23 protein-coding genes are annotated in these 23,066 nt (G+C 73.6%); 16 read left to right on the top strand and 7 right to left on the bottom strand.

Translation table 11 applies throughout. The features are described from left to right. Positions 1 to 23: 23 nt before the first annotated feature. Positions 24 to 413, top strand: coding sequence for a VOC family protein (locus tag ABZ877_RS16680; protein ID WP_361070893.1), 390 nt, complete (start codon positions 24 to 26; stop codon positions 411 to 413). A 62-nt stretch (positions 414 to 475) separates the two neighbouring features. Here ABZ877_RS16680 and ABZ877_RS16675 read toward each other — a convergent pair whose 3' ends face one another. Beyond that, positions 476 to 712, bottom strand: a complete 237-nt coding sequence (locus ABZ877_RS16675) for a hypothetical protein (RefSeq protein ID WP_361070890.1) — start codon at positions 710 to 712, stop codon at positions 476 to 478. 73 nt (positions 713 to 785) lie between these two features. Further along, on the bottom strand, positions 786 to 3,938 hold the full coding sequence (locus tag ABZ877_RS16670; RefSeq protein WP_361070887.1) for a cytochrome P450: 3,153 nt from the start codon (positions 3,936 to 3,938) through the stop codon (positions 786 to 788). A 173-nt stretch (positions 3,939 to 4,111) separates the two neighbouring features. On the opposite strand from ABZ877_RS16670, the gene ABZ877_RS16665 reads away from it, so the two are divergent. The 3 genes from ABZ877_RS16665 to ABZ877_RS16655 all read left to right on the top strand — a co-directional run bounded on the left by ABZ877_RS16665 (position 4,112) and on the right by ABZ877_RS16655 (position 6,989). Further along, on the top strand, positions 4,112 to 4,750 hold the full coding sequence (locus ABZ877_RS16665) for a PAS domain-containing protein (RefSeq protein WP_361070884.1): 639 nt from the start codon (positions 4,112 to 4,114) through the stop codon (positions 4,748 to 4,750). An 81-nt stretch (positions 4,751 to 4,831) separates the two neighbouring features. Next, positions 4,832 to 5,803 (top strand): glutathione S-transferase C-terminal domain-containing protein, encoded by a 972-nt coding sequence (locus ABZ877_RS16660; RefSeq protein ID WP_361070881.1) that lies wholly within the window; start codon positions 4,832 to 4,834, stop codon positions 5,801 to 5,803. 37 nt (positions 5,804 to 5,840) lie between these two features. After that, a complete protein-coding gene (locus tag ABZ877_RS16655) occupies positions 5,841 to 6,989 on the top strand; it encodes a dihydrofolate reductase family protein (RefSeq protein ID WP_361070878.1) in 1,149 nt (382 codons plus the stop codon). On the opposite strand, the gene ABZ877_RS16650 is transcribed toward ABZ877_RS16655, so the two are convergent. Further along, positions 6,980 to 7,903, bottom strand: a complete 924-nt coding sequence (locus ABZ877_RS16650; RefSeq protein ID WP_361070875.1) for a DMT family transporter — start codon at positions 7,901 to 7,903, stop codon at positions 6,980 to 6,982. The genes ABZ877_RS16655 and ABZ877_RS16650 overlap by 10 nt on opposite strands. 80 nt (positions 7,904 to 7,983) lie before the next feature. Here ABZ877_RS16650 and ABZ877_RS16645 point away from each other — a divergent pair, with 80 nt between their 5' ends. The 4 genes from ABZ877_RS16645 to ABZ877_RS16630 all read left to right on the top strand — a co-directional run bounded on the left by ABZ877_RS16645 (position 7,984) and on the right by ABZ877_RS16630 (position 11,795). Beyond that, positions 7,984 to 8,616: a TetR/AcrR family transcriptional regulator gene (locus ABZ877_RS16645; protein WP_361070872.1), complete on the top strand. Its 633-nt coding sequence runs from the start codon at positions 7,984 to 7,986 to the stop codon at positions 8,614 to 8,616. Continuing rightward, positions 8,613 to 9,047, top strand: coding sequence for a protein phosphatase (locus ABZ877_RS16640; protein ID WP_361070870.1), 435 nt, complete (start codon positions 8,613 to 8,615; stop codon positions 9,045 to 9,047). Before ABZ877_RS16645 ends, ABZ877_RS16640 begins: the two co-directional genes overlap by 4 nt. A gap of 135 nt (positions 9,048 to 9,182) precedes the next feature. Continuing rightward, positions 9,183 to 11,105 (top strand): tetracycline resistance ribosomal protection protein Otr(A), encoded by a 1,923-nt coding sequence (gene otr(A) / locus ABZ877_RS16635; protein ID WP_361070867.1) that lies wholly within the window; start codon positions 9,183 to 9,185, stop codon positions 11,103 to 11,105. Between the two features lie 45 nt (positions 11,106 to 11,150). Further along, the gene (locus ABZ877_RS16630; protein WP_361070865.1) at positions 11,151 to 11,795 is read left to right on the top strand and encodes a DUF4230 domain-containing protein; all 645 of its coding nucleotides are present in this window, start codon (positions 11,151 to 11,153) and stop codon (positions 11,793 to 11,795) included. Here ABZ877_RS16630 and ABZ877_RS16625 read toward each other — a convergent pair. Continuing rightward, positions 11,783 to 12,628 (bottom strand): putative protein N(5)-glutamine methyltransferase, encoded by an 846-nt coding sequence (locus ABZ877_RS16625; RefSeq protein ID WP_361070862.1) that lies wholly within the window; start codon positions 12,626 to 12,628, stop codon positions 11,783 to 11,785. The genes ABZ877_RS16630 and ABZ877_RS16625 overlap by 13 nt on opposite strands. Positions 12,629 to 12,879: 251 nt before the next feature. On the opposite strand from ABZ877_RS16625, the gene ABZ877_RS16620 reads away from it, so the two are divergent. Beyond that, positions 12,880 to 13,614 (top strand): 2OG-Fe(II) oxygenase, encoded by a 735-nt coding sequence (locus ABZ877_RS16620; protein WP_361070859.1) that lies wholly within the window; start codon positions 12,880 to 12,882, stop codon positions 13,612 to 13,614. A gap of 28 nt (positions 13,615 to 13,642) precedes the next feature. Here ABZ877_RS16620 and ABZ877_RS16615 read toward each other — a convergent pair whose 3' ends face one another. Continuing rightward, complete coding sequence (locus tag ABZ877_RS16615; protein WP_361070856.1) at positions 13,643 to 14,098, bottom strand: MarR family transcriptional regulator; 456 nt, start codon at positions 14,096 to 14,098, stop codon at positions 13,643 to 13,645. Between the two features lie 69 nt (positions 14,099 to 14,167). Further along, a complete protein-coding gene (locus ABZ877_RS16610) occupies positions 14,168 to 14,800 on the bottom strand; it encodes a TetR/AcrR family transcriptional regulator (RefSeq protein ID WP_361070853.1) in 633 nt (210 codons plus the stop codon). Between the two features lie 141 nt (positions 14,801 to 14,941). Here ABZ877_RS16610 and ABZ877_RS16605 point away from each other — a divergent pair, with 141 nt between their 5' ends. Further along, positions 14,942 to 16,396: a cytochrome P450 gene (locus ABZ877_RS16605; RefSeq protein WP_361070850.1), complete on the top strand. Its 1,455-nt coding sequence runs from the start codon at positions 14,942 to 14,944 to the stop codon at positions 16,394 to 16,396. A 28-nt stretch (positions 16,397 to 16,424) separates the two neighbouring features. Here ABZ877_RS16605 and ABZ877_RS16600 read toward each other — a convergent pair whose 3' ends face one another. After that, positions 16,425 to 17,171: an MgtC/SapB family protein gene (locus ABZ877_RS16600; RefSeq protein WP_361070847.1), complete on the bottom strand. Its 747-nt coding sequence runs from the start codon at positions 17,169 to 17,171 to the stop codon at positions 16,425 to 16,427. A 137-nt stretch (positions 17,172 to 17,308) separates the two neighbouring features. On the opposite strand from ABZ877_RS16600, the gene ABZ877_RS16595 reads away from it, so the two are divergent. From ABZ877_RS16595 to ABZ877_RS16570, 6 genes are all read left to right on the top strand, one after another. Further along, on the top strand, positions 17,309 to 17,569 hold the full coding sequence (locus tag ABZ877_RS16595) for a hypothetical protein (protein WP_361070844.1): 261 nt from the start codon (positions 17,309 to 17,311) through the stop codon (positions 17,567 to 17,569). Positions 17,570 to 17,694: 125 nt separating this feature from the next. Continuing rightward, positions 17,695 to 18,492, top strand: coding sequence for an arylamine N-acetyltransferase (locus ABZ877_RS16590; RefSeq protein WP_361070841.1), 798 nt, complete (start codon positions 17,695 to 17,697; stop codon positions 18,490 to 18,492). A gap of 85 nt (positions 18,493 to 18,577) precedes the next feature. Then, complete coding sequence (locus ABZ877_RS16585) at positions 18,578 to 19,723, top strand: substrate-binding domain-containing protein (protein WP_361070838.1); 1,146 nt, start codon at positions 18,578 to 18,580, stop codon at positions 19,721 to 19,723. A 103-nt stretch (positions 19,724 to 19,826) separates the two neighbouring features. Then, on the top strand, positions 19,827 to 21,182 hold the full coding sequence (locus tag ABZ877_RS16580) for an extracellular solute-binding protein (protein ID WP_361070835.1): 1,356 nt from the start codon (positions 19,827 to 19,829) through the stop codon (positions 21,180 to 21,182). 31 nt (positions 21,183 to 21,213) lie between these two features. Next, positions 21,214 to 22,197, top strand: coding sequence for a sugar ABC transporter permease (locus ABZ877_RS16575; RefSeq protein WP_361070832.1), 984 nt, complete (start codon positions 21,214 to 21,216; stop codon positions 22,195 to 22,197). After that, positions 22,194 to 23,066 carry a carbohydrate ABC transporter permease gene (locus ABZ877_RS16570; RefSeq protein ID WP_361070829.1) on the top strand — a complete coding sequence of 291 codons (873 nt, stop codon included), beginning with the start codon at positions 22,194 to 22,196 and terminating at the stop codon, positions 23,064 to 23,066. The genes ABZ877_RS16575 and ABZ877_RS16570 overlap by 4 nt, the downstream gene beginning before the upstream one ends.

Raw genomic sequence — 23,066 nt, 5'->3', positions numbered from 1 at the left:
TTGCCTTCTGGAGGCAATCCATCATGGCTGTCCAGCTCAACCACACCATCGTGCACGCCCGCGACAAGCGGGAGTCCGCCGAGTTCCTGGCCCACATCCTGGGGCTGGAGGCCGGCGCGGAATGGGGCCCGTTCATCCCGCTCGACCTCAGCAACGGCGTGACCCTGGACTTCGCGACGGTCCCCGCCGAGTCCATCGTGACCCAGCACTACGCCTTCCTCGTCACCGAGGAGGAGTTCGACGCGATCTTCCAGCGCATCGAGGACGCCGGTATCACGTACTGGGCGGACCCGCACGGCAAGCAGCCCGGCGAGATCAACCACAACGACGGCGGTCGCGGCGTCTACTTCAGGGATCCGGTGGACCACGGCATGGAGGTCATCACCCGTCCCTACGGGAGCGGCGGCAGCTGACCGGGGCCGATCGGCGGGGCCGCGTCGCAGGCGCGGCCCCGTTCCGTGTGCGCGGCCGGGTCTCAGCGGAATCGTGTGACGTGCAGGACCAGGTAGACCGACCCCACGACGAACGCCGTCATCCCCAGACAGCCCAGGACCCAGGCGGTGCGCCGCGCCAGGCAGCAGACGCCTTCCGCGTCCTCCTCGCGGACGGTCTCCCGGCACGGGAGCGTCGCGAGGCCGTACGTCACCAGCCCGGCCGTGTCGAGCGTCAGGCCTAGGCCGAGCCACGTCACACTCGCGGACAAAAGGGACATAGAACTGATTCTGCGTCCGGTCGGGCGATCCCGCTAGCGCAGTGGGGTTCCGCCGAACGGGGTAACCGCCGGGTCAGCCGCCGTAGACGTCCTCCACGTACCGCCCGGCGGCGACCAGTCCGGCCAGCCACTCCCCGGCCGCGGTTGCGTCGGCGCCGGGAACGTGCCTCAGGTACAGCTCGCGGAAGGCGGCCCGTACCCCGGGCGCCATCCGGGCGCCGTCCCCGCACACGTACACCCGCGCCCCGGCGTCGAGCAGCTCCCACAGTTCGTCGCCCTCGGCCGCGATGCGGTGCTGCACGAAGGCGTGCCCGTCGACCGGGGCCTCGCTGAAGACGGGCCGCAGCGAGAGCGCGCCCGCGGCGTCGGCGGCCCGCAACTCGTCGGCGTGCAGGAAGTCGCGGTCCGGGTGGTCGCAGCCGAAGTACAGCAGGGCGGGTGCGGACGCGGCGGCCCGGTGAAGGCGTTCGGCGACGGCGCCGCGGAACGGCGCGAGACCCGTGCCCGCCGCGATCATGACGACCGGTTCCGGCGCGTCGTGCCGGATGCGGAAGGCGTCGCGGCAGGGCTGGATGCGGCCGAGGACGGTGTCGCCCGGCCGGAGCGCCGCCAGGTGGGTGGAGCCCGTGCCCCGGTAGCGGCCGGTGCCCGAGGCGGCCGGCGCGTCGAGCACGGACACCATCAGATCGACGTGGCGGGGGCTGACGGCGGGCGCCGAGGAGACGGAGTAGTGGCGCGGCCGCAACGGCGGCAGCAGCTCCAGGAGCGACGCCCACGACAGCGCGCCGCGCAGCGCCGGGTGCGCCTCGACGAGTTCGACGAACGTACGGGGGTCGTCGGCGGGCAGCGCGGCGAGGGCGGCGGCCTCCGGCGGGCACGGGTTCGCGGCGGCGAGCACGGCGACCTGCTCGGCGGTCGGCCGGTGCTGCAACTCGACGTGGTGGGTGAGGAGTTCGCGTACGGTCCGGGGCCGGTCGACGGCGAGGGCGTCGCGGCGCGGGCGGCTGCTGCGGATGTCGAGCACGGTGTCGCCGTCGACGCCGAGCGCGCGCAGGGCCCGGTCCACGAGGGCGCCTTCGTGCGCGGGCAGCACGGTGAGGTGGTCGCCGGTCCGGTAGGTGACGCCGTCCGGCAGGGCGAGCCGCACGAACCGCTTGGCGCGCGGGTGGCCCGGCGCCGTGAGGTCGTAGGACTCGGTGACGGTCAGCGGCGTGAGCCCGTGGCGCTCGGCGGCGAGGTCGAGCGGGCCGCCGCTGATCTCGCGGATCTCGTACGCGGTGGTGGGCGCGGGCCCCTCGTCGGTGGCGTCGGGGTCGCCGTACCGCTCCAGGAGCGCCGCGCGCAGATCCGTGGTGAAGGTGCGGACGGTGCCGTTCAGGTCGCCGGAGGCGTCGGCGGCGGCGCGCTCGCACAGCGGGGTCGAGCCGAGCGCGGTGAGCCGGTCGTCGACACGAGTGGGCACGTGCTGGTAGGTGGCGGCCCAGTTGCGGTCGCCGACGCCGAGGACGGCGTGCAGGGCGCCGTCGAGCGCACCGCCTGGGGCCTCGTCGAGCGCGGTGACGAACTTCGCCGCGTCGTCGGTCGGTTGGCCGTTGTAGGACGCGGCGACGACGATCACCGGGCGGTCGGTGGGCAGGGCGCCCGCGTAGTCGTCGAGCGGGGCGACCTCGGTCCCGCAGCCGAGGGCGGCGGCCTCGTCGGCGAGCTGGGCGGCGAGGCCCCGGCAGGTGCCGTAGTTGCTGCCGTGCAGGAACAGGGCGCGGGTTCCGGGCCGGACCCGTACCGGCAACTCCCGCGTGCTGGCCGCCTCTTCGGGTGCGGCGGCTTGGCCCGGCAGCGGGGCGTGCCTCCGGTCGGCGGGCGTGCGTCGCGCGAGGCCGAGGGTGAAGCCGTCCGGTTTCAGGGTGAGGGTCTCCTTCACCGTGAGCCGGTAGTCGGCGTGGTCGCTGAGCCGGTAGCGGTGGACCAGCATCGCGAGCAGCATGGTCGCCTCGTGCAGCGCGAACTGCCGTCCGATACAGGCGCGTTCGCCGGTGCCGAAGGGCTTGAAGGCGTGCGGGGAGCGGGCCGCCTCCGCCTCCGGCGTGAACCGGTTCGGGTCGAAGCGTTCCGGATTGTCGCCCCAGACGGGCTGGCGGTGCAGCATCGGGGTGAGCACGGTGACGCCCTGACCGGCGCGTACGGGGATGCGCCCGCCGAGCAGAGTGTCCTCGCGGGCCTCGCGGCTGAACGCGGCGGCGGTGGGCCACAGGCGCAGCGCCTCGTTGAGGACTTGACGGGTGTAGGTCAGCCGGCCGACCTCGTCGAAGTCGGGTTCGGGGTCGGCGGTGTCACCCCACAGGGCGTCGACCTCGCGGCGCACGAGGTCGAGGACGGCCGGGTTCTTCGCCAGGTAGTACAGGGCGAACGACATGGCGCCCGACGTCGTCTCGTGCCCGGCGATGAGGAAGGTGATGACCTGGTTGCGGATGTTGGCGGTGTCGAGGGGGCGGCCGTCCGCCGGGTGTCCGGCGCTCAGCATCAGGCCGAGCAGGTCGTCCGTGTGCTGCTCGCCGCCCTCGACGCGGGCGGCGATGACCTCGTCGACGACCTGCGCGAGGAAGTCGGCGTCGGTGCGGAACGCGGCGTCGGCCGCCGTGTGGTCGCCGCCCGGGGTGCGGGCGAGGCGCTTCATGCTCCACTCCAGGCAGCGCACCATCGACTCGACGAAGGGGTGCGGTTCGGCGCGGTCGAAGGAGCCGAAGTCGTAGCCGAACCCGGCGAGTCCGATCGTGTCGAGCGTCATGCGGGTCATGTCGCCGGGCACGTCGACCGGGCGGCCGTCGTGGGCCGCCGCGTCCCAGGCGTCGATGACGCGACGGGCCACGCGGTACATCACCGGATGGTAGGCGCGCATCGAGCCGAGGGCGAAGGCGGGCATGAGGATGTCGTGGGCGCGGGCCCAGTTCGGCTCGTCGTTGTAGGCGGTGAAGAGGCCGTCGGCGGCGAACGCGCGGACGTTCTCCAGGGCGGGCCCGACGTGCTTGGCGAAGCGGGTCTCGTCGGCGAGTTCGGTGACGAGGTCGAGGTCGGCGACGAACAGGGCGTCGCGGCCGTGCAACCGGCGCACCAGGGCCGGGCCGTGCTCCCGCATCAGGCCCATGACCTGTTGCAGCGGGGCGGGTCCCGGGCCGGTGGCGGAGATGTCGATGACCGGCGGGCCGACGAGGGAGGGTGCAGAGGGCATGGCGGGGCAACGGCCTTTCGCGGGTGGGGGGACCGGTGGTTCCACTCTGCTCCCGCTCCCCCACCGGCCGGTGCCACCGCACTACATGATTGTGTAGTGGCCGACGGCACGCCGGTCTTGTGCGCGGCGGGTGTGCGGGCTGTCGCGAGCGTGGGAGAGGGGGTGCGGCGGGCATGGACGCGGTGGTGTGGCGCAATCGCGCGATGGTCCTCTTCGACCGCATTCCACTGCCGGTCGCGGTGTGCGACGCGTACGGGGTGGTGCGCCTGGCGAACGCGGCGCTCGCCGCCGAGTGGGGCACGACGCCGGGGCGGCTCAAGGACCGGGCCCTGCTCGACCTGTTCAGCCCGCGGGACGGCACGCAGGTCGACCGGATCGTCGAGGCGCTGAGGCTGCGTCGCCGCTCGCGGTACACGGTGGCGGTGACCTGGTGCGGCGCCGACGGGACGCACCGCAGCGGGGAGCTGATGGTGGACCCGGTGAGCGAGCGGCCGCACGCGCTGCCGGACCTGCTGGTGATGGTACGGGTGACGGGCGAGGCCGCCCCGGACCGGGCACCCGGCCCCGCCGCCGCGCCCCTGCACCCGACCGAGGAGCGGATCCTGGCGCTGCTCGCGGCGGGGGCGACGACGGCGCGGGCGGCCCGCGAGACGGGCCTGACGGCCGACGGCGTCACGTACCACCTGCGGCGGCTGTCCCAGCGCTGGGGCGCCGCCAACCGCACCGAACTGGTGGCCCGCGCCTACGCGGCCGGGGTCCTGGAGCCCGGGGTGTGGCCGCCGCGCCCCCGCTCGGCGGGGCCGACGCCGTAGCGACGCGGTGGTGCGGGGCCCGATTCCCGGGCAGGCTCGACAGCGAAGCCCGCGCAGGGAACCGGCTCAGGAGGTTATTTCGTGAACGGCAACGACTCGCTCGGCAAGAAGGCCTTCAAACGGTCCCGCAGCCACTTCGCGGACCGGATCACGGCCGACGGGCGGGACGGCTGGCCCGTGGAGGCGGGCCGCTACCGCCTCGTCGTCAGCTACGCCTGCCCGTGGGCGAGCCGCGCCCTGGTGGTGCGGCGGCTGCTCGGCCTGGAGGACGCGCTCTCGCTCGCGGTCACCGACCCGATCCAGGACGACAGGAGCTGGCGCTTCACCCTGGACCCGGACGGCCGGGACCCGGTGCTCGGCATCCGCTACCTCAGCGAGGCGTACGACGCCCGGGAGAAGGACTACCCGGGCGGGGTCAGCGTGCCCGCGATCGTCGACGTACCGTCCGGGCAGCTCGTCACCAACGACTACCAGCAGCTCACCCTGGATCTCAGCACCGAGTGGACGGCGCTGCACCGCGACGGCGCGCCCGACCTCTATCCGGAGCCGCTGCGCGACGAGATCGACGCGGTGATGGAGGACGTGTACCGGGACCTGAACAACGGCGTGTACCGGGCCGGTTTCGCGACGAACCAGGAGGAGTACGAGCGCGCCTACCGGGACGTGTTCGGGCGCCTCGACGCGCTGTCCGAGCGGCTCGCCGGGCAGCGCTACCTCGTCGGCGACACGATCACGGAGGCGGACATCCGGCTGTTCACGACGCTGGTCCGCTTCGACGCGGTCTACCACGGCCACTTCAAGTGCAACCGCGACAAGCTGACCGAGGACCCGGTCCTGTGGGGCTACGCGCGGGACCTGTTCCAGACGCCCGGTTTCGGCGACACCGTCCACTTCGACCACATCAAGCGCCACTACTACCAGGTGCACACGGGCATCAACCCGACGGCGATCGTGCCGCTCGGCCCCGACCTGTCCGGCTGGCACACGCCGCACGGGCGTGAACAGCTCGGCGGACGCCCGTTCGGCGACGGGACGCCGCCCGCGCCTCGGTAGGGTCGAGGGGTACGTCCACCCTGGTCACGGAGTCGCCATGCCCCGCCCCTACGTGCTGCTTTCCGCCGCCGTCTCGCTCGACGGCTGCCTCGACGACATCGGGCCCGAACGGCTGCTGCTCTCGGGGCCCGAGGACTTCGACCAGGTCGACGCGGAGCGGGCGGCGAGCGACGCGATCCTCGTCGGCGCGGGCACCCTGCGCGCGGACCGGCCCCGACTGCTGGTGAACTCCGCGGGGCGGCGCGCCCGGCGGGAGGAGGAGGGGCGGCCCGCGTACCCGCTGAAGGTGGCGGTCAGCGGGTCCGGCGACCTGAACGCCGGTGACCCGTTCTGGACGACCGGCGGCGCGCGGCTCCTCTACACGACGGACCAGGGCGCGGAGGTCGCGCGGGCCAGGCTCGGCGGCCTCGCGGAGGTGGTGGCGCTCGGCCCCGCCGTCGACTGGGCGGCGCTCCTCGACGACCTCGGGGCGCGGGGAGTGCGCCGTCTCATGGTCGAGGGCGGGGCGCGCGTGCACACGCAGCTGCTCCAGCTCGGGTTCGCTGACGAACTGCGGCTCGCCGTGGCCCCGTTGGTGGTGGGCGAGCCGGACGCGCCCCGCCTCTTCGGGCCCGGCGCGTATCCGGGCGGGCCGCGCGGCCGGATGGCGGTGCTCGCCACCGAGCGGCTCGGCGACGTGATCGTGACCCGCTACGCGCCGACCGTGCCGGGCACGACGGACGCGGCCACGGCGGCGGACCGGCACTGGCTGCGGATCGCCTGCGAACTGGCCGCCGACTGCCCGCCGTCGCAGACCGCGTTCAGCGTCGGCGCGGTGATCGTCGGGGCCGACGGCACGGAGCTGGCCCGGGGCCATTCGCGGGAGGCGGGCGACCCGGTCGTGCACGCCGAGGAGGCCGCCCTCGCCAAGCTCGGCGACGGCGATCCGCGCCTGGCGGCCGCCACCGTCTACAGCAGCCTGGAGCCGTGCGCGCGTCGCGCGTCGCGGCCGAGGCCGTGCGCGCGGCTGATCGTCGACGCGGGGGTGCGGCGGGTGGTGACGGCGTGGCGGGAGCCGGACACGTTCGTGCCGGGCGCGGACGGGATCGGGCTGCTGGCCGGGGCGGGCGTGGTCGTGGCGGAGGTGCCCGAGCTGGCGGAGGCCGCGATGCGTCCGAACCGGCATCTGGTGTCCGGTCAGGAGTGAGCGTGCTCGCGCTCAGGGGCGCTGTCGTGCTCCACGCGCGCGTGGCGGTGCTTCTCGCCCCGCTGGACCACGACGACGGCGGTGAGCCCGAGCGCGAGTCCGGCGGCGGTGCGCACGCCGAACGGTTCGCCGAACATGAGCGCGCCCCACACGGCGGTGACCGGCGCCATCAGGAACATCAGCGTGTTGACCTGCGTCAGTCCGCGCCTGCGCAGCACGATCCAGTACAGGCCGTAGCCGCCGAACGTCGACAGGGCGACCAGCCAGGCGATCGCCAGCCAGAAGGACGGCGCGGCGGGCGGCGTGCCCTCGCCGACCGCCAGGGCGAGGCCGGTGAAGACGACGGCGCTGGTGGCGCAGTGCACGGTCAGGGCCGCCATCGGCTCCACGCGCGTGGGTGAGCGGCTCTCTACGAAGGTGGCCGCCACCAGGGACAGCATCCCGAGGAACGGGAAGAGGTAGGCCCAGCCCGCGACGCCCGTGACCGCCGCCGCGTCGGCCGTGGTGACGATCAGGACGCCCGCCACGCCCAGACACAGGCCGAGCCACTGGCGTGCGGTGACGTACTGGCGCAGCAGCGGCCCGGCGAGCGCGCCCGCTACGAGCGGCTGCACGCCGTCGATCAGGGCGGTGGTGCCGCTGGAGACGCCGAGCTGGATGGCGTAGTAGACGGTCAGCAGATAGCCGCTCTGCGAGAGCAGGCCGATGACGACCTGGCGTCCCGCGTCGCGCCGGGTCAGGCCGCGCCACCAGTGCCGCCCGGCCGTCGCGGCCACGGCGCCGAGGACGAGCGCGAGCGGCAGGAACCGCCACATCAGCGTGGTCACGGCGCTGGCCTCACCGGCGCCGAGCTTGGCGCCGATGAAGCCGGAGCTCCAGGTGAGGACGAAACCGAGGGACAGCAGGACGTTCATGGCGCGGACACCGCCTCGTGTACCGGGTATACAGATCTGTTTACTGGTTCCACTATACAGATCGGTCTAATCTGGGAACCATGCGTACGACGCCGCCCCTCGCCCCGGCTCCCCCGTCGGCCGTCGACCCCGACCGCCCCGACCTCACCCCGGCCGCGCGCCGGGTCCTGGACACCGCCTCGCGGCTGTTCTACGAGCGCGGCATCCACGCCGTGGGCGTCGATCTGATCGCGGCGGAGGCGGGCGTCACGAAGAAGACGCTCTACGACCGGTTCGGCTCCAAGGAGCAGATCGTCGTGGACTACCTGCTGACCCGGGACGCGCGCTGGCGGGCGTTCCTCGCCGCGCACCACGACCCGGCCGCCCTGACGCCGGTCGAGCGGGTTCTCGCCGTCTTCGACGCGTCGAAGGAGTGGTCGCGGGGGGAGAACGCCGGGAAGGGCTGCGGCATGGTGAAGGCGCACGCCGAGATCGGCGATCCGTCGCACCCCGCGTACGCCGTGATCACGGGCCAGAAGCAGTGGACGCTCGACCTCTTCACCCGTCTCGCGCACGACGTGGCGCCGGACGCGGCGCGGGAGCTGGGCCGCTCGCTCACGCTCCTGCACGAGGGCGCCCTCGTCACGGACGGCCTCGACGTCTTCCCCGACCCCTTCGGCCGGGCCCGCCGCCTCGCCGCCTTCCTGCTCTCCGCCGCGCGGGACCCGCGATGACCTGGGACCCGGACGCGCCCGGCGTCCTGCGCCTCCCGTCGGGGCGGCTCGTACGCGGCCGGGGCCTGCGCCACCCGTTGCCGCCCGGCCCTCCGCCGACGTACGGCGCCTACCTCCTGGGCCGTCGGCCCCCGGACGTGGACTGGGAGTCGGCCTGGCTGCGCTGGCCGGACTTCCGCCTCCCGGCCGACGCCGGAGCGGCGCGGGCCGTGCTGCTCGACGTCTGGCGCCGGTCCGCCGGGGAGCGGGTGGAGCTGGCGTGCGGCGGCGGTCGCGGCAGGACCGGCACCGCGCTCGCCTGCGTCGCCGTCCTCGACGGGGTCCCGCCCGCCGAGGCCGTCGCGTACGTGCGCCGCCACTACCACCCGCGCGCCGTCGAGACGCCGTGGCAGAAGCGGTACGTCCGCCGCTTCGAGCCGCCCGGAAAATGAGTTGCGCCGCGCGGTGACCCTCTGGGCATCCTGAGCGCGACACCGATCCGTTCGTCCAGGAGAACCGCATGCGCCGAGTCCTCGAAGCAGTTCAGCGCCCCCGCCGGACCACAGCTTTCGAGGACTCCACCTTCCATGCAGACCCCGCAGGTACGCACGACCCTGAACATCGGCATCCTCGCCCACGTCGACGCCGGTAAGACCAGCCTCACCGAGCGGCTCCTGTTCGACACGGGCGCCATCGACCGGCTCGGCAGCGTCGACGGCGGCGACACCCGCACCGACACCGGCGCGATCGAGCGGCGGCGCGGCATCACGATCCGCTCGGCCGTCGCCGCGTTCACCGTCGGCGACACCCAGATCAACCTCATCGACACGCCCGGCCACAGCGACTTCGTCGCCGAGGTCGAGCGGGCGCTCGACGTGCTCGACGGGGCCGTCCTGCTGCTCTCCGCCGTGGAGGGCGTGCAGGCGCAGACGCGCGTGCTGCTCAAGACGCTGCGGCGGCTCGGCCTGCCCACCCTCGTCTTCGTCAACAAGGTCGACCGGGCGGGCGCCCGGGTCGCCCCGCTCCTCGACGACATCCGCCGCCGCCTCACCCCGCACGTGGTGGCCCTCGCGGACGTGCGCGGCGCCGGTACGCCGGACGCCGTCGTCACCGCCCGCGACCTGGACGATCCGGCGGTGCGGGGCGAGACGGCCCGCGCGCTGGCGGAGGTCGACGACACGCTCCTCGCCGCGCTCGTCGACGGGGAGGAGCCGGACGCCGCCACGGTGCGCGCCGCGCTGGCGGCCCGCACCGGCGACGGCTCGTTCCACCCCGTCCTGTTCGGCTCGGCCCTGGGCGGCCAGGGAGTGCCGCAGCTGATCGACGCCGTACGGTCGCTCCTCCCCGCCACCGCGAAACCGGAGGCGGCCTCGGCGCTCCCGACCGGCACGGTGTTCGCGGTGCGCCGCGGGCCCGCCGGGGAGCGGATCGGCTATCTGCGTCTGTACGAGGGCGAGGTGAGGGCCCGTCAGAAGGTCACCTTTCTCCGCCGCGACGCGCAGGGCGACACCGTGCGGGTCGCCGCGCGGCTCACGGGGATCGAGGTCGTCGGCACCGGGAGTGACCTCGCGGGCCCCGGCCAGATCGCCGAGGTGCGGGGCGCGGCGGGGCTCCGCGTCGGCGACCGCCTCGGCCGGCCCGGCGACGTACGCGGACGGTTCGCGCCGCCCACCCTCCAGACCGTGGCCCGCGCCGTCCGCCCCGGCCAGGGCGCCGCACTCCGCTCCGCCCTGCTCGAACTCGCCGACCAGGACCCGCTCCTGCACGCCCGTCCCGAGCCGGACGGCAGCACCGCGCTGCTCCTCTACGGCGACGTGCAGAAGGAGGTGCTCGCGGCCACGCTCACCGAGGAGTTCGGCATCGAGGCGGAGTTCGCGCCGAGCCGCGTCCGCTGCGTCGAGCGGCCGGTGGGCACGGGCGAGGCGGTCGAGGAGATGGGCCGCCTCAGCACGACCGGCCTGCCCGCGACCGTGGGGCTCCGCCTGGAGCCCGGAGCGTACGGTTCCGGCCGCGTCTTCGCGTACGAGACCGAACTCGGGGCGCTGCCACGGGCGTTCCACCAGGCCATCGAGGACACGGTGCACGCCACCCTGGCCGAGGGCGGGCCGCACGGGTGGCCGGTGACGGACTGCCGGGTGACGCTGACCCGGTCGGGGTTCTCCTCCCCGGTGAGCACGGCGGGCGACTTCCGGACCGTCACCGCGCTGCTCGTCCGGCAGGCGCTGGAACAGGCCGGGACGCGTGTGTTCGAGCCGGTGCACTCCTTCGAGGCGGAGGTGCCGCTCGACACGCTCGCCCCGGTCACCGCCCGACTCGCCGCGCTCGGCGCCGAGTTCGGCGCGACGACGGGCGGCCGTGAGGCGTGGGTGGTGACCGGGGAGCTGACGGCGCGCAAGGTGCGGGAGATGGAGCGGGCGCTGCCGGGGCTGACGCGCGGTGAGGGGGTGTGGTGGTCCCGTGTGTCGGGCGACCGCCCCGTCCGGGAGGCCGCGGCTCCGCCGAAGGCGTGATACGCCGATACGGTGGAACAAGACCTCCTGGAGAGGAGGTGCCCCATGACGTCCAGGGCCGCACAACTGCCCCGCTGGGCCAAGCTGTTGGGTGTGCTCGCGGTGGTGCTGGTGCTCGTCTTCACGGGCCTGCGCCTCGTGCACCGGCTGACCGACGTGTTCGGCACCGAGACGCACGACCGGTCGGGCCCCGCGCTGCTCAAGTCGGTGCGGGACCTCAGCCGCTACGACGCGGCGTCCGGGAACTTCCAGGTCGTCGTCGACCTGGAGAAGGACACCAAGTTCCTCCCGGACGCGATCCGCGGGACCCGGACCCTGTACGTCGGGGCCGGCAGCGTGGACGCGTACGTGGACCTCGGGCAGGTCGGCTCCGGTGACGTGCGGGTCAACGACGCGCGGACGTCGGCGACGCTGAAGCTGCCGCACGCGAGGCTCGGGGACCCCTCGCTCGACACGGACCGCTCCTACGCCGTGTCGAAGCAGCGGGGCCTCCTCGACCGGCTCGGCGACCTGTTCTCGGACAACCCCAACGACGAGCGGGCCGTGCGCAAGCTCGCCGCCAAGCACATCGGGGAGGCGGCGCGGGACAGCGGTCTCACCGCCCGCGCCGAGCGCAACACGACCGACATGCTGCGCGGCCTGCTGCGCTCCCTCGGCTTCAAGGACGTGAAGGTCTCCTACGGGACCTGACGGCCCGCTCCCGGACCCCGCCCGGCGATGATCACCGTCGCGTGGAGGTCCTCGTCCCGGACCACCCGCGGCCGCAGACCGGCGGCGCGCACCGCCGCCCGCGCGGCCGCGGCCTGGCGTTCGCTGGTCTCCACGAACAGGTGGCCGCCGGGCGCCAGCCAGCGCGGCGCCCCGGCGGCCACCCGGCGCAGGACGTCGAGCCCGTCGGCGCCGCCGTCCAGGGCCATGCGCCGCTCGTGGTCACGGGCCTCGGGCGGCAGCAGCGGCACGTCGCCCGTGGGCACGTAGGGCCCGTTCGCGACGAGGACGTCGACCCGGCCGGCCAGGTCCGCGGGCAGCGGCGCGTACAGGTCGCCCTCGTGGACCACTCCCCCGAGCGGCGCGATGTTGCGCTCGGCGCAGCGCACGGCCGCCGGGTCGAGGTCCGCCGCGTGCAGGCGCGCGGGGCGCCGCCCGGCGAGGACGGCGGCGACCGCGCCGCTGCCGCAGCACAGGTCGACGACGACGGCGCCGGGCGGGGTGTGGGCGAGCGCCTGCCGGGCCAGGAACTCGGTGCGGCGGCGCGGCACGAAGACGCCGGGGTCGACGCCGACGCGCAGGCCGCAGAACTCGGCCCAGCCCACGACGTGTTCGAGCGGGAGCCCGGCGGCCCGGCGCTCGACCATCGCGGTCAGTTCGGCCACGTCCCGGGCGCTGTCGAGCAGGACACGCGCCTCGTCCTCGGCGAAGACGCACCCGGCGCGGCGCAGGGCGGCGACGACGGGGGCCGGGTCGGTGGCCGACAGCGGCGCGACAGGTGGGGGCGAAGAGGATGAAGAGTTGAGCGACGACATGGCTGATGTATGACCTCTCGGAAGCCGACAGGGCTCCCGGGCGCCGGACGGCCGCCGGTCCGCGGCGCGAGGCTCAGCGTGCGCGATCGGGGCGTACGGCAGGAGAAGGGAGCTCCTGACCTGACACAGCGGTGATCGGGCTCACCTCCTCGTTCCCTCGTGGCGACGGTCGGGCCCGGTCACACTACCTCACGGAACGCGCTGTCCGATTCCCGCCAGCACCCTTCCGCGCGCGCGGGCAGCCTGGACGCATGACCAGCACCAGCACCCCGCCCGACACGGCGCGGGACCGGATCGAGGCCGTCGACTGGAGCGGACTCGCCGCGGAACTCGACGCGTTCGGCCACGCGCTCACCGCGCGGCCCGTGCTCACGCCCGCCGAGTGCCGTTCCGTCGCCGCGCTCTACGACGACGTGGCCCGGTTCCGCTCGACGGTCGACATGGCGCGCTTCCGGTTCGGCCGGGGCCAGTACCGCTACTTCGACCACCCGCTGCCCGGCCTCGTACGGGAGCTGCGGGCGGCGTTCTACCCGCGCCTGCTGCCGATCGCGCGGTCCTGGGCGCGGCGCCTCGGGCGGCCCGCGCCCTGGCCCGACACGCTCGACGAGTGGCTGGAGCGCTGTCACGCGGCGGGCCAGACCCGGCCGACGCCGATCCTCCTGCGCTACGGACCCGGCGACTGGAACGCCCTGCACCGCGACCTCTACGGCGACCTGGTCTTCCCGCTCCAGGTCGTGATCGGCCTGGACGAGCCCGGCGCGGACTATCGCGGCGGCGAGTTCCTGATGACGGAGCAGCGCGCCCGCGCGCAGACGCGTGGCTTCGCGACGACGCTCACGCGGGGGCACGCGCTGGTCTTCACGACCAGGGACCGGCCGGTGCGCTCGGTGCGGGGCTGGTCCAACGGGCCGATGCGGCACGGGGTGAACACGGTGCGCTCGGGGCGCCGCCACACGCTGGGGCTGGTGTTCCACGACGCGGAATGAGCCGCCCCGGCGTCCGCCGCGTCGCCGGTCAGTTCCGCACGAGGCGTTCCAGGAGCAGCGCCGCTTCGGCGAGGGTGCGCCGCTCGTCCGCGTCCAGTTCGGCGGTGAGGGCCTGGCTGAGCCAGCCGTGTTTGGCGGTGCGTACGGAGGTCAGGGTGGCGCGGCCGCTCTCGGTGATCGACATGACGGACTGGCGGCCGTCGTTCGGGTCCGGGGAGCGTGCCACGAAGCCCCGCTCCTCCAGGGCGCCGACGGTCAGGCGCATGGACTGCGGCCGTACGTACTCGGCGCGGGCCAGGGCGGCGGTCGTGGCGGGGCCCTCGGTGTCGAGGCGGGCCAGGACCGTGCGCTGCGTGGGCGTGAGGAGGCTGTCCGGCGACGCGCTGCGCAGCCGGCGCGAGAGGCGGCCGACGGCGGTGGCGAGGTCGGCGGCGATCCGCTCGACGGGCGGCTCGGCGCCGGTGGGTCCCTGCGTTCCTGGCATGCGCCCACCGTAGGGAGTGGACAGAGTGCCTTGCAAGTTTCCCTTGCGATCTCGGTTCAGACCTCCGGCTCAGACCTCCAGCGCGCCGAGCAGCGCCCGCGCGCACAGGTCCCGTACCTGCCCCCGCGTGAGCTGCGGCTCGTCGAGCCAGTCCAGGCAGACGGCGACGAGGAAGGCGAGCCAGCCGCGTACGGCGAGGCGCAGCGCCGCCGGTTCGGGGAGGCGGCCCACGAGCTGTGGGTCGGCGGCGAGCGCGGCCATGATCTGCTCCTCGTGCGCGGCGAGCCCTTCCTGATACACGGCGCGCACGGCGATGTCGCCCGCCGCCTCCGCGCGGTGGAAGGCGCGGAAGCCCTGCGCGTGCGAGGCGACGTACTCCAGGAAGGTGTCCAGGCCGGTGCCGATCTGGTCGCGCACCGGGACGCCGGGGACGGCGGCCGTCAGACGGAGCATGCGGTCGCTCTCGCGGCGGACGACGGCGGCGAAGAAGTCCCGCTTGGTCGGGAAGTAGTGGTAGAGCAGGCCGCGGGAGACCCCGGCGATCTCGGCGACCTGCTCGATCCAGACGTCGTCGTACGGGTCCTGCGCGAAGAGCCTGGCCCCCACGGAGAGCAGTTGCTCGCGCCGCTCCTCGGTGCTCATCCTGCGCCGGGTCCGCTCCCCCGGCGCCGCCGCTCCCCCTCGCTGCCGCTCTGCGCTCATGCGGGCACCTTACTGGACCTCTCCCCGCTTACTTGACGTCGGTTCAACAACGGGACCAGACTGTGGCGCACTATTGAATCCACGTCCAACAGAGTGCGGGGGCGGGTTCAACCGGCCGTCCGCACAGGGGAGATGGGCACCATGGCGCAGGTGACGCAGGCGGCGGACGGCGTGCTGCCACGGGGTTTTCGCAGCGCCGAGCAGGGCTGGCCGCGCCTGGAGCGGATACCGCATCCGCCGCGCCGGGTGCCGCTGATCGGCGATGTGCTCGGCGCCAGTGTGCGCACGCCGCTCCAGGACTCGATGCGGGTCGCGGCCGAGCTGGGCCCGATCTTCCGGCGCAAGGCGTTCGGCAAGGAGATCGTGTTCGTGGCGGGGGCCGAGCTGGCCGCCGAGCTGGCGGACGAGTCGCGGTTCGCCAAGCACGTCGGGCTCGGCGTCGCGAACCTGCGCCCGGTGGCGGGCGACGGCCTGTTCACCGCCTACAACCACGAGCCGAACTGGCAGTTGGCGCACGACATCCTGGCCCCGGGCTTCAGCCGCGAGGCGATGGCGGGGTACCACCCGCTGATGCTGGACGTGGCGGGGCAGCTGACGGCGGCGTGGGACGCGAGCGAGGCGGCGGGGCGCACGGTGGACGTGCCCGGCGACATGACGAAGCTGACGCTGGAGACGATCGCGCGGACCGGGTTCGGGCACGACTTCGGCTCCTTCGAACGGGACTTCGACAAGGAAGGGCCGCATCCGTTCGTGACGGCGATGGTGGGCGCCCTGTCGTTCGCGCAGCGCCGCAATGTGGTGCCGCCGCTCCTGTCGTCCTTGCTGCGCGGCGCGGAGAGGCGCAATGCGGCGGACCGGGCGTACCTGAACCGCACGGTGGACGAGGTCGTCGCCGCGCGCCGCGCCGCCGGCAGCGGCCCCGGTGACCTCCTCGACCGGATGCTGGAGGTGGCGCACCCCGAGACGGGTGAGCGGCTCGCCCCGGAGAACATCCGCCGCCAGGTGATCACGTTCCTGGTCGCCGGGCACGAGACGACGTCGGGCGCGCTGTCGTTCGCGCTGCACTACCTGGCGCAGGACCGGGCCGTGCTCGCGAAGGCGCGGGAGGAGGTCGACCGGGTGTGGGGCGATGTGGCCGTGCCCGCCTACGAGCAGGTCGCCAAGCTCCGCTACCTGCGCCGCGTCCTCGACGAATCGCTCCGCCTGTGGCCGACGGCCCCCGCGTTCGCCCGGGAGGCGGTCACCGACACGACCCTGGGCGGCCGCCACCCCATGCGGCGCGGCGCGTGGGCGCTGGTCCTGACGACGATGCTGCACCGCGACCCGTCGGCCTGGGGCGAGGACCCCGAGACCTTCGACCCGGACCGCTTCACCCCGCAGGCGGTGCGGGCCCGCCCCGCCCACGTCTTCAAGCCCTTCGGCACGGGCGCGCGTGCGTGCATAGGCCGCCAGTTCGCCCTGCACGAGTCCATGCTGGTCCTCGGCCTGCTCCTGCGCCGCTACGACCTGCACCCGGAGCCGGGCTACCGGCTGGCGATAGACGAGCGGCTGACGCTGATGCCGAGGGGCTTGCGCCTCCGGCTGACGCGCCGCTGAGCGGGCGGCGCGCGGGGACGCGGCGGGGCTACTCGTCCGTCGTCGCCGACTCCATGGAGGTCACGTCAAGGACCCCGTCCAGCTCGGCCAGGGCTGCGACCAGTTCGGGGACGTTCGCCGTGCCCTCGATCTCCATGCGGACGGCCATCGTGCCGGGGCGTTCGGGGGTGTCGTCCCAGTCGGTGCGGTCGGTGCGCAGCTCCACGACGCGGAAGCCGCGGCTCGTGCACTGTTCGAGGACGCGGGTCAGGACGCTGCTGCCGACCCGGTAGGCGAGGTGCAGTCCGGAGCGGCGTTCGGTGGCCAGGGCGGGGACGCGCCGGGTCACGTAGGGGTAGCCCCGGACGACGAGGAAGTGGCAGGCGGTCGCGGCGAGGGCGAGCAGGGGCAGGCCGCCGCCGCAGGCCATCCCTATGGCGCAGGTCAGCCAGACCGTCGCGGCGGTGGTGAGGCCCCGTACGGCGTCGCGTCGTACGAAAATGAGCCCGCCGCCGATGAAGCCGATGCCGGAGACGATCTGCGCGGCGACACGGGAGGGGTCGAACGACACGCCCTCCAACGCGAGCACGGAGTTGAACCCGTGCTGCGACACCTCCATGAACAGGGCGCTGCCCACCCCGACGAGGGTGTGCGTGCGCAGCCCCGCGCTTTTCTGCTGAACGGCGCGCTCCGCACCGATCAGGGTGGACAGGACGAGCGCCAGACCCAATTCGGCGAGCTGCCGCACGCCTTGGCCCGCCGCGGGGTCGAACAGGGGTACCGCGAGCGACGACAAAAGCGGATCCCTCCTTTCCGGATGTTGGCCCGTAGAGCCTCCGCACACGCCCCGGCCAGGTGATCCGTGGGCGTACACGAGGCTAGCCCTGCCCGCTTGGAGACGGATTGTCAGACCCGTGCGCAAGAGTGGGAACCATGAATGGGACCAGGGACTTCGATCAGCAGGGCCGCAGGCCGACGAGGAACCACGAGCTGGCGGCGGCACAGGCCTGCCTGCGGCTGCTGCACACCGCACGCGCCGCGCTCTCCGGCACCGAGCCCCCTGCCACCGCGTCGGTGCTCGCCGTGCCCATCGCGGAGGCCGACGAGGCGCTGAGCAGAGCGGGGCTCGCGGGCAATGAGGCGTGGCTCCTTGAGCGGATCTACGACCTGGGCCTCGAATCGCATGCGCAATAGGCCCCGGACCGCGCGGCCCGGCCCAGGGTTGACGGGCCCTCGGGCCGGGGCGCTCGTCGGCAACCGTGTCCGCCGCCCGCCGGTCCGGCGGGCGGCGGTGACAGCATCCCGAGGAGACTGATCCCATGCCTCACCTGGACACTTCGCGCACCGACGCCTACTTGGCCCGCATCGGCGCGGAGCGCCCCGCCGCGCCGACCGGCGAGGCGTTGCGCGCCCTGCACCTGGCCCACCTGCGCACCGTGCCGTTCGAGAACCTCTCCGTGCACTTGGAGGAGGACATCGCGCTCGACGCGGACGCGCTCGTCGCCAAGCTGGTCGACCGGCGGCGCGGCGGCTTCTGCTACGAGCTCAACGGCGCGTTCGGCGCCCTGCTCGACGCCCTCGGCTTCGAGGTGACGCTGTTGCAGGCGCGCGCGGCGGGCGAGGGAGGCCGGTTCGGCATCCCGTACGACCACCTCGCGCTGCGCGTGCGCGACAGCGAGGGCGGCGACTGGCTGGCCGACATCGGTTTCGGCACGCACACGCACCACCCGCTGCGGTTCGACGAGCGCGGGGACCAGGCCGACCCCGGCGGCGTCTTCCGCCTGGAGGACGCCGCCGAAGGCGATCTGCTCGTGCTGCGGGACGGGCAGCCGCAGTACCTCCTCGACCGGCGCCCGCGCGCGCTGCGGGACTTCGAGGCGGGCGCCTGGTACCACTGCACCTCCCCCGCCTCCCACTTCACCCGCTCCCTGGTCTGTTCACGGCTGACCGAGGAAGGACGGATCACGCTCAGCGGTCATACGCTCACCACGACGGTCGGCGCGGAGCGCACCCGCACCGAGCTGCCCACGGACGCCGCGGTGCGCGACGCCTACGACCAGCACTTCGGCATCACCCTCGACCGCCTCCCGCCGGAACCGCACCCCGCCAAGGACTGACCCCGCCCCGCGCCCGCTGGCTATGCTGCGGCCGAAGCGCTCACGGAAGCGCTCAAACGAACAGCGGCCGTGAGGGAGCCCCAGCATGCGCGAACCAGTCGAACTCAGGCGGCAGCGGATCCTCGCCGTCGTGCAGTCGCGCGGCGCGACCCGGGTCAGCGACCTCGCCGCCGAACTGGAGGTGTCGGTCGTGACGCTGCGCCGCGACGTGGAGGAGCTGGCCCGCGAGGGCAGACTGCGGCGCGGCCACGGCGTGGCCCGCCCGGTGCTGCCCGAGACCGAGCGGCCCGCCGTGCCCGCGCCGGCCGGGCCGCCCCAGGCGGACGGCGGCCCGGTCGCGCTCGTCGTGCCCGAGCGCCACGCCTACCTGAACGAGGCGCTGCACGGCGCCCGCACCGCCTTCGAGGAGGCCGGTGTGCGGATCGCACTGCACATAGCGCCGAGCGCCCCCGGCGCCGAGCAGTCCCTCGTGGAGCGGGCGTTGGCGGAGGGCGCACGCGGGCTGCTGGTCGCGCCGCGCTGGCTCACCCGCGCCGCCGAGGAGGCGGACTACGCCTGGCTGGCCCGGGTCGAGGTGCCCGCCGTGGTGATGGAGCGCAGGCCGCGGCGGGGCAGCGCGCTGCACGCCGTGGACACGGTCTGCACGGACCACTGGTACGGCATCCATCTCGCCGTCGCGCACCTGACGGGCCTCGGTCACCGCCGTATCGTCCTCGCCGCGCGCGACGACAGCCCGACGGCCCGCGCCCTGCGCACGGCGTTCGCCGAGATCGCGGCCGGCCACTCGGGCGTCGACAAGTGGGCGATCGCGCTCAGCTCGGCGGGCGCGGCGGACGCCGGGGCGGAGCACCCGGAGGAGCCCGTACGACTTCCGGAGCTGCTGAGCGAGTTGGGCGCCACGGCCGCCGTGCTCCACGGTGACGTGGACGCGCTGATGCTGGTGCAGACGTTGCGCGACAACGGTGTACGGGTCCCGGAGGACTGCTCGGTGATCGCGTACGACGATGTGGTCGCGGCGCTCGGCAGCACGCCCCTGACGGCCGTGTCGCCGCCGAAGGCGGACGTGGGCCGGGCCGCCGCCGAGCTGTTGCTGCGCAGGCTCGGTGACCCGGCGCGGGGGCGCTCCGGCGGCCCGGTGCGGCGGGTGGAGCTGCTGCCCACCCTGGAGGTCCGCGGCTCGACCCGGGCCCCGGCCACGCCCGCCGCGCCCACAACTCGGGCCACCACATGAGCGTTTGACCGTTTCATTTTCCTCTGATCGCTCTATTGACCGTGACCGCTCAGCCGATCAGGATTCCCGTGACTCGAACACGCAGGAGCCGCGGGAGGCGCCCATGCCTGGTCGACAGAGCCGTCGATCCGTGCTCGCCGCGATCACCGCGCTGCCGCTGACGGGCGCCCTGAGCGCCTGCGGCGGGAACGACAGCGCGCCGTCCGGGAGCAACAGCAAGTCCGGTACCACGAGCACCAAGGGCACGACCACGATCACGTTCTGGTCCGCGCTGCGCGGCAGCCAGGAAGTGGTCGACGCGTTCAACAGGACCCACGACCACATCCGGGTCGACTTCCAGCAGGTCCCCGCCGGCGGGCAGGGCGGGTATCTGAAGCTCAGCAACGCGGCGCGGGCGGGCAACGCCCCCGATGTCGCCACCATCGAGTACCCCCAGCTCCCGGGCTTCGCCATCGACGGCGTCACCCGGGACATCACCGCGCTGATCAGCGACGGCCTGCGGGCCAAGCTGCTGCCCCAGTCGCTCGCGCAGACGACGTTCGAGAAGCGCACGTACAGCGTGCCGCTCGACATAGAGCCGATGGTGATGCACTACCGCGCGGACCTGTTCGACCACTACGGCTTCGAGGTGCCGGCCACCTGGGACGCGTACGCCGAGCTCGCGCGGAAGATCCGGCGCACGGGCGGGGGCCGCAGGATCGGCACGTTCCCCACGGACGGCATGACGCAGTTCGCCGCCTGGTCCTGGCAGGCGGGGGCGCGGTGGTTCGACACGTCGCAGGGCGCGTGGAACGTCTCGATGGCGGACGCGCCGACCCGCAAGGTGGCCGCGTACTGGCAGCGCCTCATCGACGAGGACCTGGTCCACGTCAACTCCTCCACGGCCCGCGTCTACGACGCGCAGATCGGCAACAGCCTGGTCCTGACCCGGCTCAGCGGCGCGTGGGACGCGGGCGCGCAGATGAACGCGCGCCCCGAGCAGAAGGGCAAGTGGCGCATCGCCCCGCTCCCCCAGTGGACCCCGGACAAGCCGTCGCTCGGTACCCACGGCGGCTCGACGTTCGCGGTGACCAAGGACAGCAGGCACCCCGAGGCCGCCATGGAGTTCATCGAGTGGCAGGTCTCCCACCCGGACGCCCTGCGGGCCCGGCTCTCCAGCGGTGCGAGCAGCCAGTACCCGGCCGCGACCCGGCTGATCGAGGTCGGCCGCGCCGCGTTCGACCGCTCGTACTACGGCGGCCAGGACATCTACACGCTGTTCGAGCAGGAGGCGCGGAAGATCGACGACGGCTGGGTGTGGGGCCCGCGCATGTCCGCGACCGCCTCGGTCATGCAGGACGCCTTCGCGCGCGCGGGCGCCGGTTCGGGCACCGTGCTGTCCTCCGTGCGCGCCGCCCAGGACGGCACGATGCCGGACCTGAAGGCGCTCGGCCTCGCCACGACCCAGCACTCCACGTGAGCGCCCGCACTCCGAAAGGCAGGTGGAACCCGTGACCGCGACCACCCACGTCCCCGCCGCGACGCCCGCGCCGCAGCGCAGCGCCGACGCCGCGGGGCGCAAGGCGCACCGGGCGGCCGGACGCCGCCGAGGGGGCGCCGCGGGCGTCCTCATGGCGCCGTTCTTCGCCCTCCTCGTCCTGGTCTTCCTGATCCCCGTCGGCACGGCGGTGTGGCTGAGCTTCTTCAGCGACGACCAGCCGGGCCTCGGCTTCGGCGCGGAGCGCACGGTCTTCGTCGGGCTCCGCTCGTACGCCGCCGTGCTCACCGACCCGACGTTCCTGTCCGGCCTCGGCACGGTCGCGCTGTACTGCGTGCTCTACATCCCGCTGATGGTGATCGGCTCGCTCGCGCTCGCGCTGCTGCTGGACTCGGGTGTCGTACGGCTGCGGGCCACGGCCCAGTTGGGCCTGTTCCTGCCGCACGCCGTGCCCGGCATCATCGCCTCGCTGATCTGGCTGTACCTCTACACGCCCGGCATCAGCCCGATCATCGACGTGCTCGGCAAGGCCGACATCACGGTCGACTTCCTCGGTCTGCACACCACCTTGCCGTCGATCGTCAACATCGCCCTGTGGAGCAATCTCGGCTACAACATGGTCGTCTTCTACGCGGCCTTGCAGGCGGTCCCGCGCGAGGTACTGGAGGCGTCCGTGGTGGACGGCGCCGGTCCGGTGCGCACCGCGCTCCAGGTGAAGGCGCCGCTGGTGCGCTCCTCCATCGTCATGGTCGCGATGTTCACGCTGATCTGGGCGCTGCAACTGTTCACCGAACCGATGCTGCTCCACCAGTCCTCACAGATGATCAACTCGCGGTTCTCGCCGAGCATGTACATCTACGACGCGGCGTTCAACCGCACCAACTACTCCCTCGCGGCTGCCGCCTCGGTGATCCTCCTGCTCCTGACGATGGCCCTCTCCTACGGCGTCACCCGCTGGACCAACCGCGTCGACTCGGCCGAGGAGAACGCCCGATGAGCACCGCCGCGCCCGCGAACCCCGCCCTGCTGCGCCCGCGCCTGCTCGGCCGGGCCACCGTCAACGTCGTCGTCACGCTCTCCGTCCTCTACACCCTGCTGCCGGTGCTCTGGCTGGTCCTCGCCTCGTCGAAGTCCCGCGACGCCCTGTTCAGCAGCAACATCCTGTCCTTCAGCGACTTCTCCCTCGTGCGGAACGTCAAGGACCTGTTCGCCATGGACGGCGGCCTCTACAGCCGCTGGTACGGCAACAGCCTCCTGTACGCCGTCCTCGGCGCCGCGCTCGGCGCGCTGATCAGCGTCGCCTGCGGGTACGCCTTCGACAAGTACGACTTCCGGCACAAGGAGAAGCTGTTCGGCCTCGTCCTGGCCGCCGTGATGGTGCCGCAGACGGTGCTCGCGCTGCCGCTGTACCTGATCGCGTCCGCGACCGGCGTCGTCAACACCTTCTGGTCGGTCTTCGTCCCGGTCCTGTTCAACCCGTTCGGCGTGTATCTCGGCCGGATCTTCGCGCAGGGGTACGTGCCGAACGAGGTCCTGGAGGCGGCGCGGGTCGACGGCGCCGGCGAGCTGACCACGTACGTCAAGGTCGCCCTGCGCATGCTCGGGCCCGGCCTGATCACGGTCTTCCTCTTCCAGCTGACCGCGATCTGGAACAACTTCTTCCTGCCGATGGTGATGCTGTCGGACCAGGACCTCTATCCGGTCAGTCTGGGCCTGTACCAGTGGAACAGTCAGGCGTCCGTCTCTCCCGAGTACTACCCGGTGGTGATCATGGGTTCGCTCCTCGCGGTCCTCCCCCTCATTCTCGCGTTCGTCCTCCTCCAGCGCTTCTGGCGCTCCGGCCTCACGGCGGGGGCGGTCAAGTGA

This window comes from Streptomyces sp. NPDC046939 (genome assembly GCF_040644575.1).
Lineage (GTDB): Bacteria > Actinomycetota > Actinomycetes > Streptomycetales > Streptomycetaceae > Streptomyces.
Note: the sequence above shows the minus strand (reverse complement) of the source record. Positions and strands in the feature narration are given on the sequence as shown.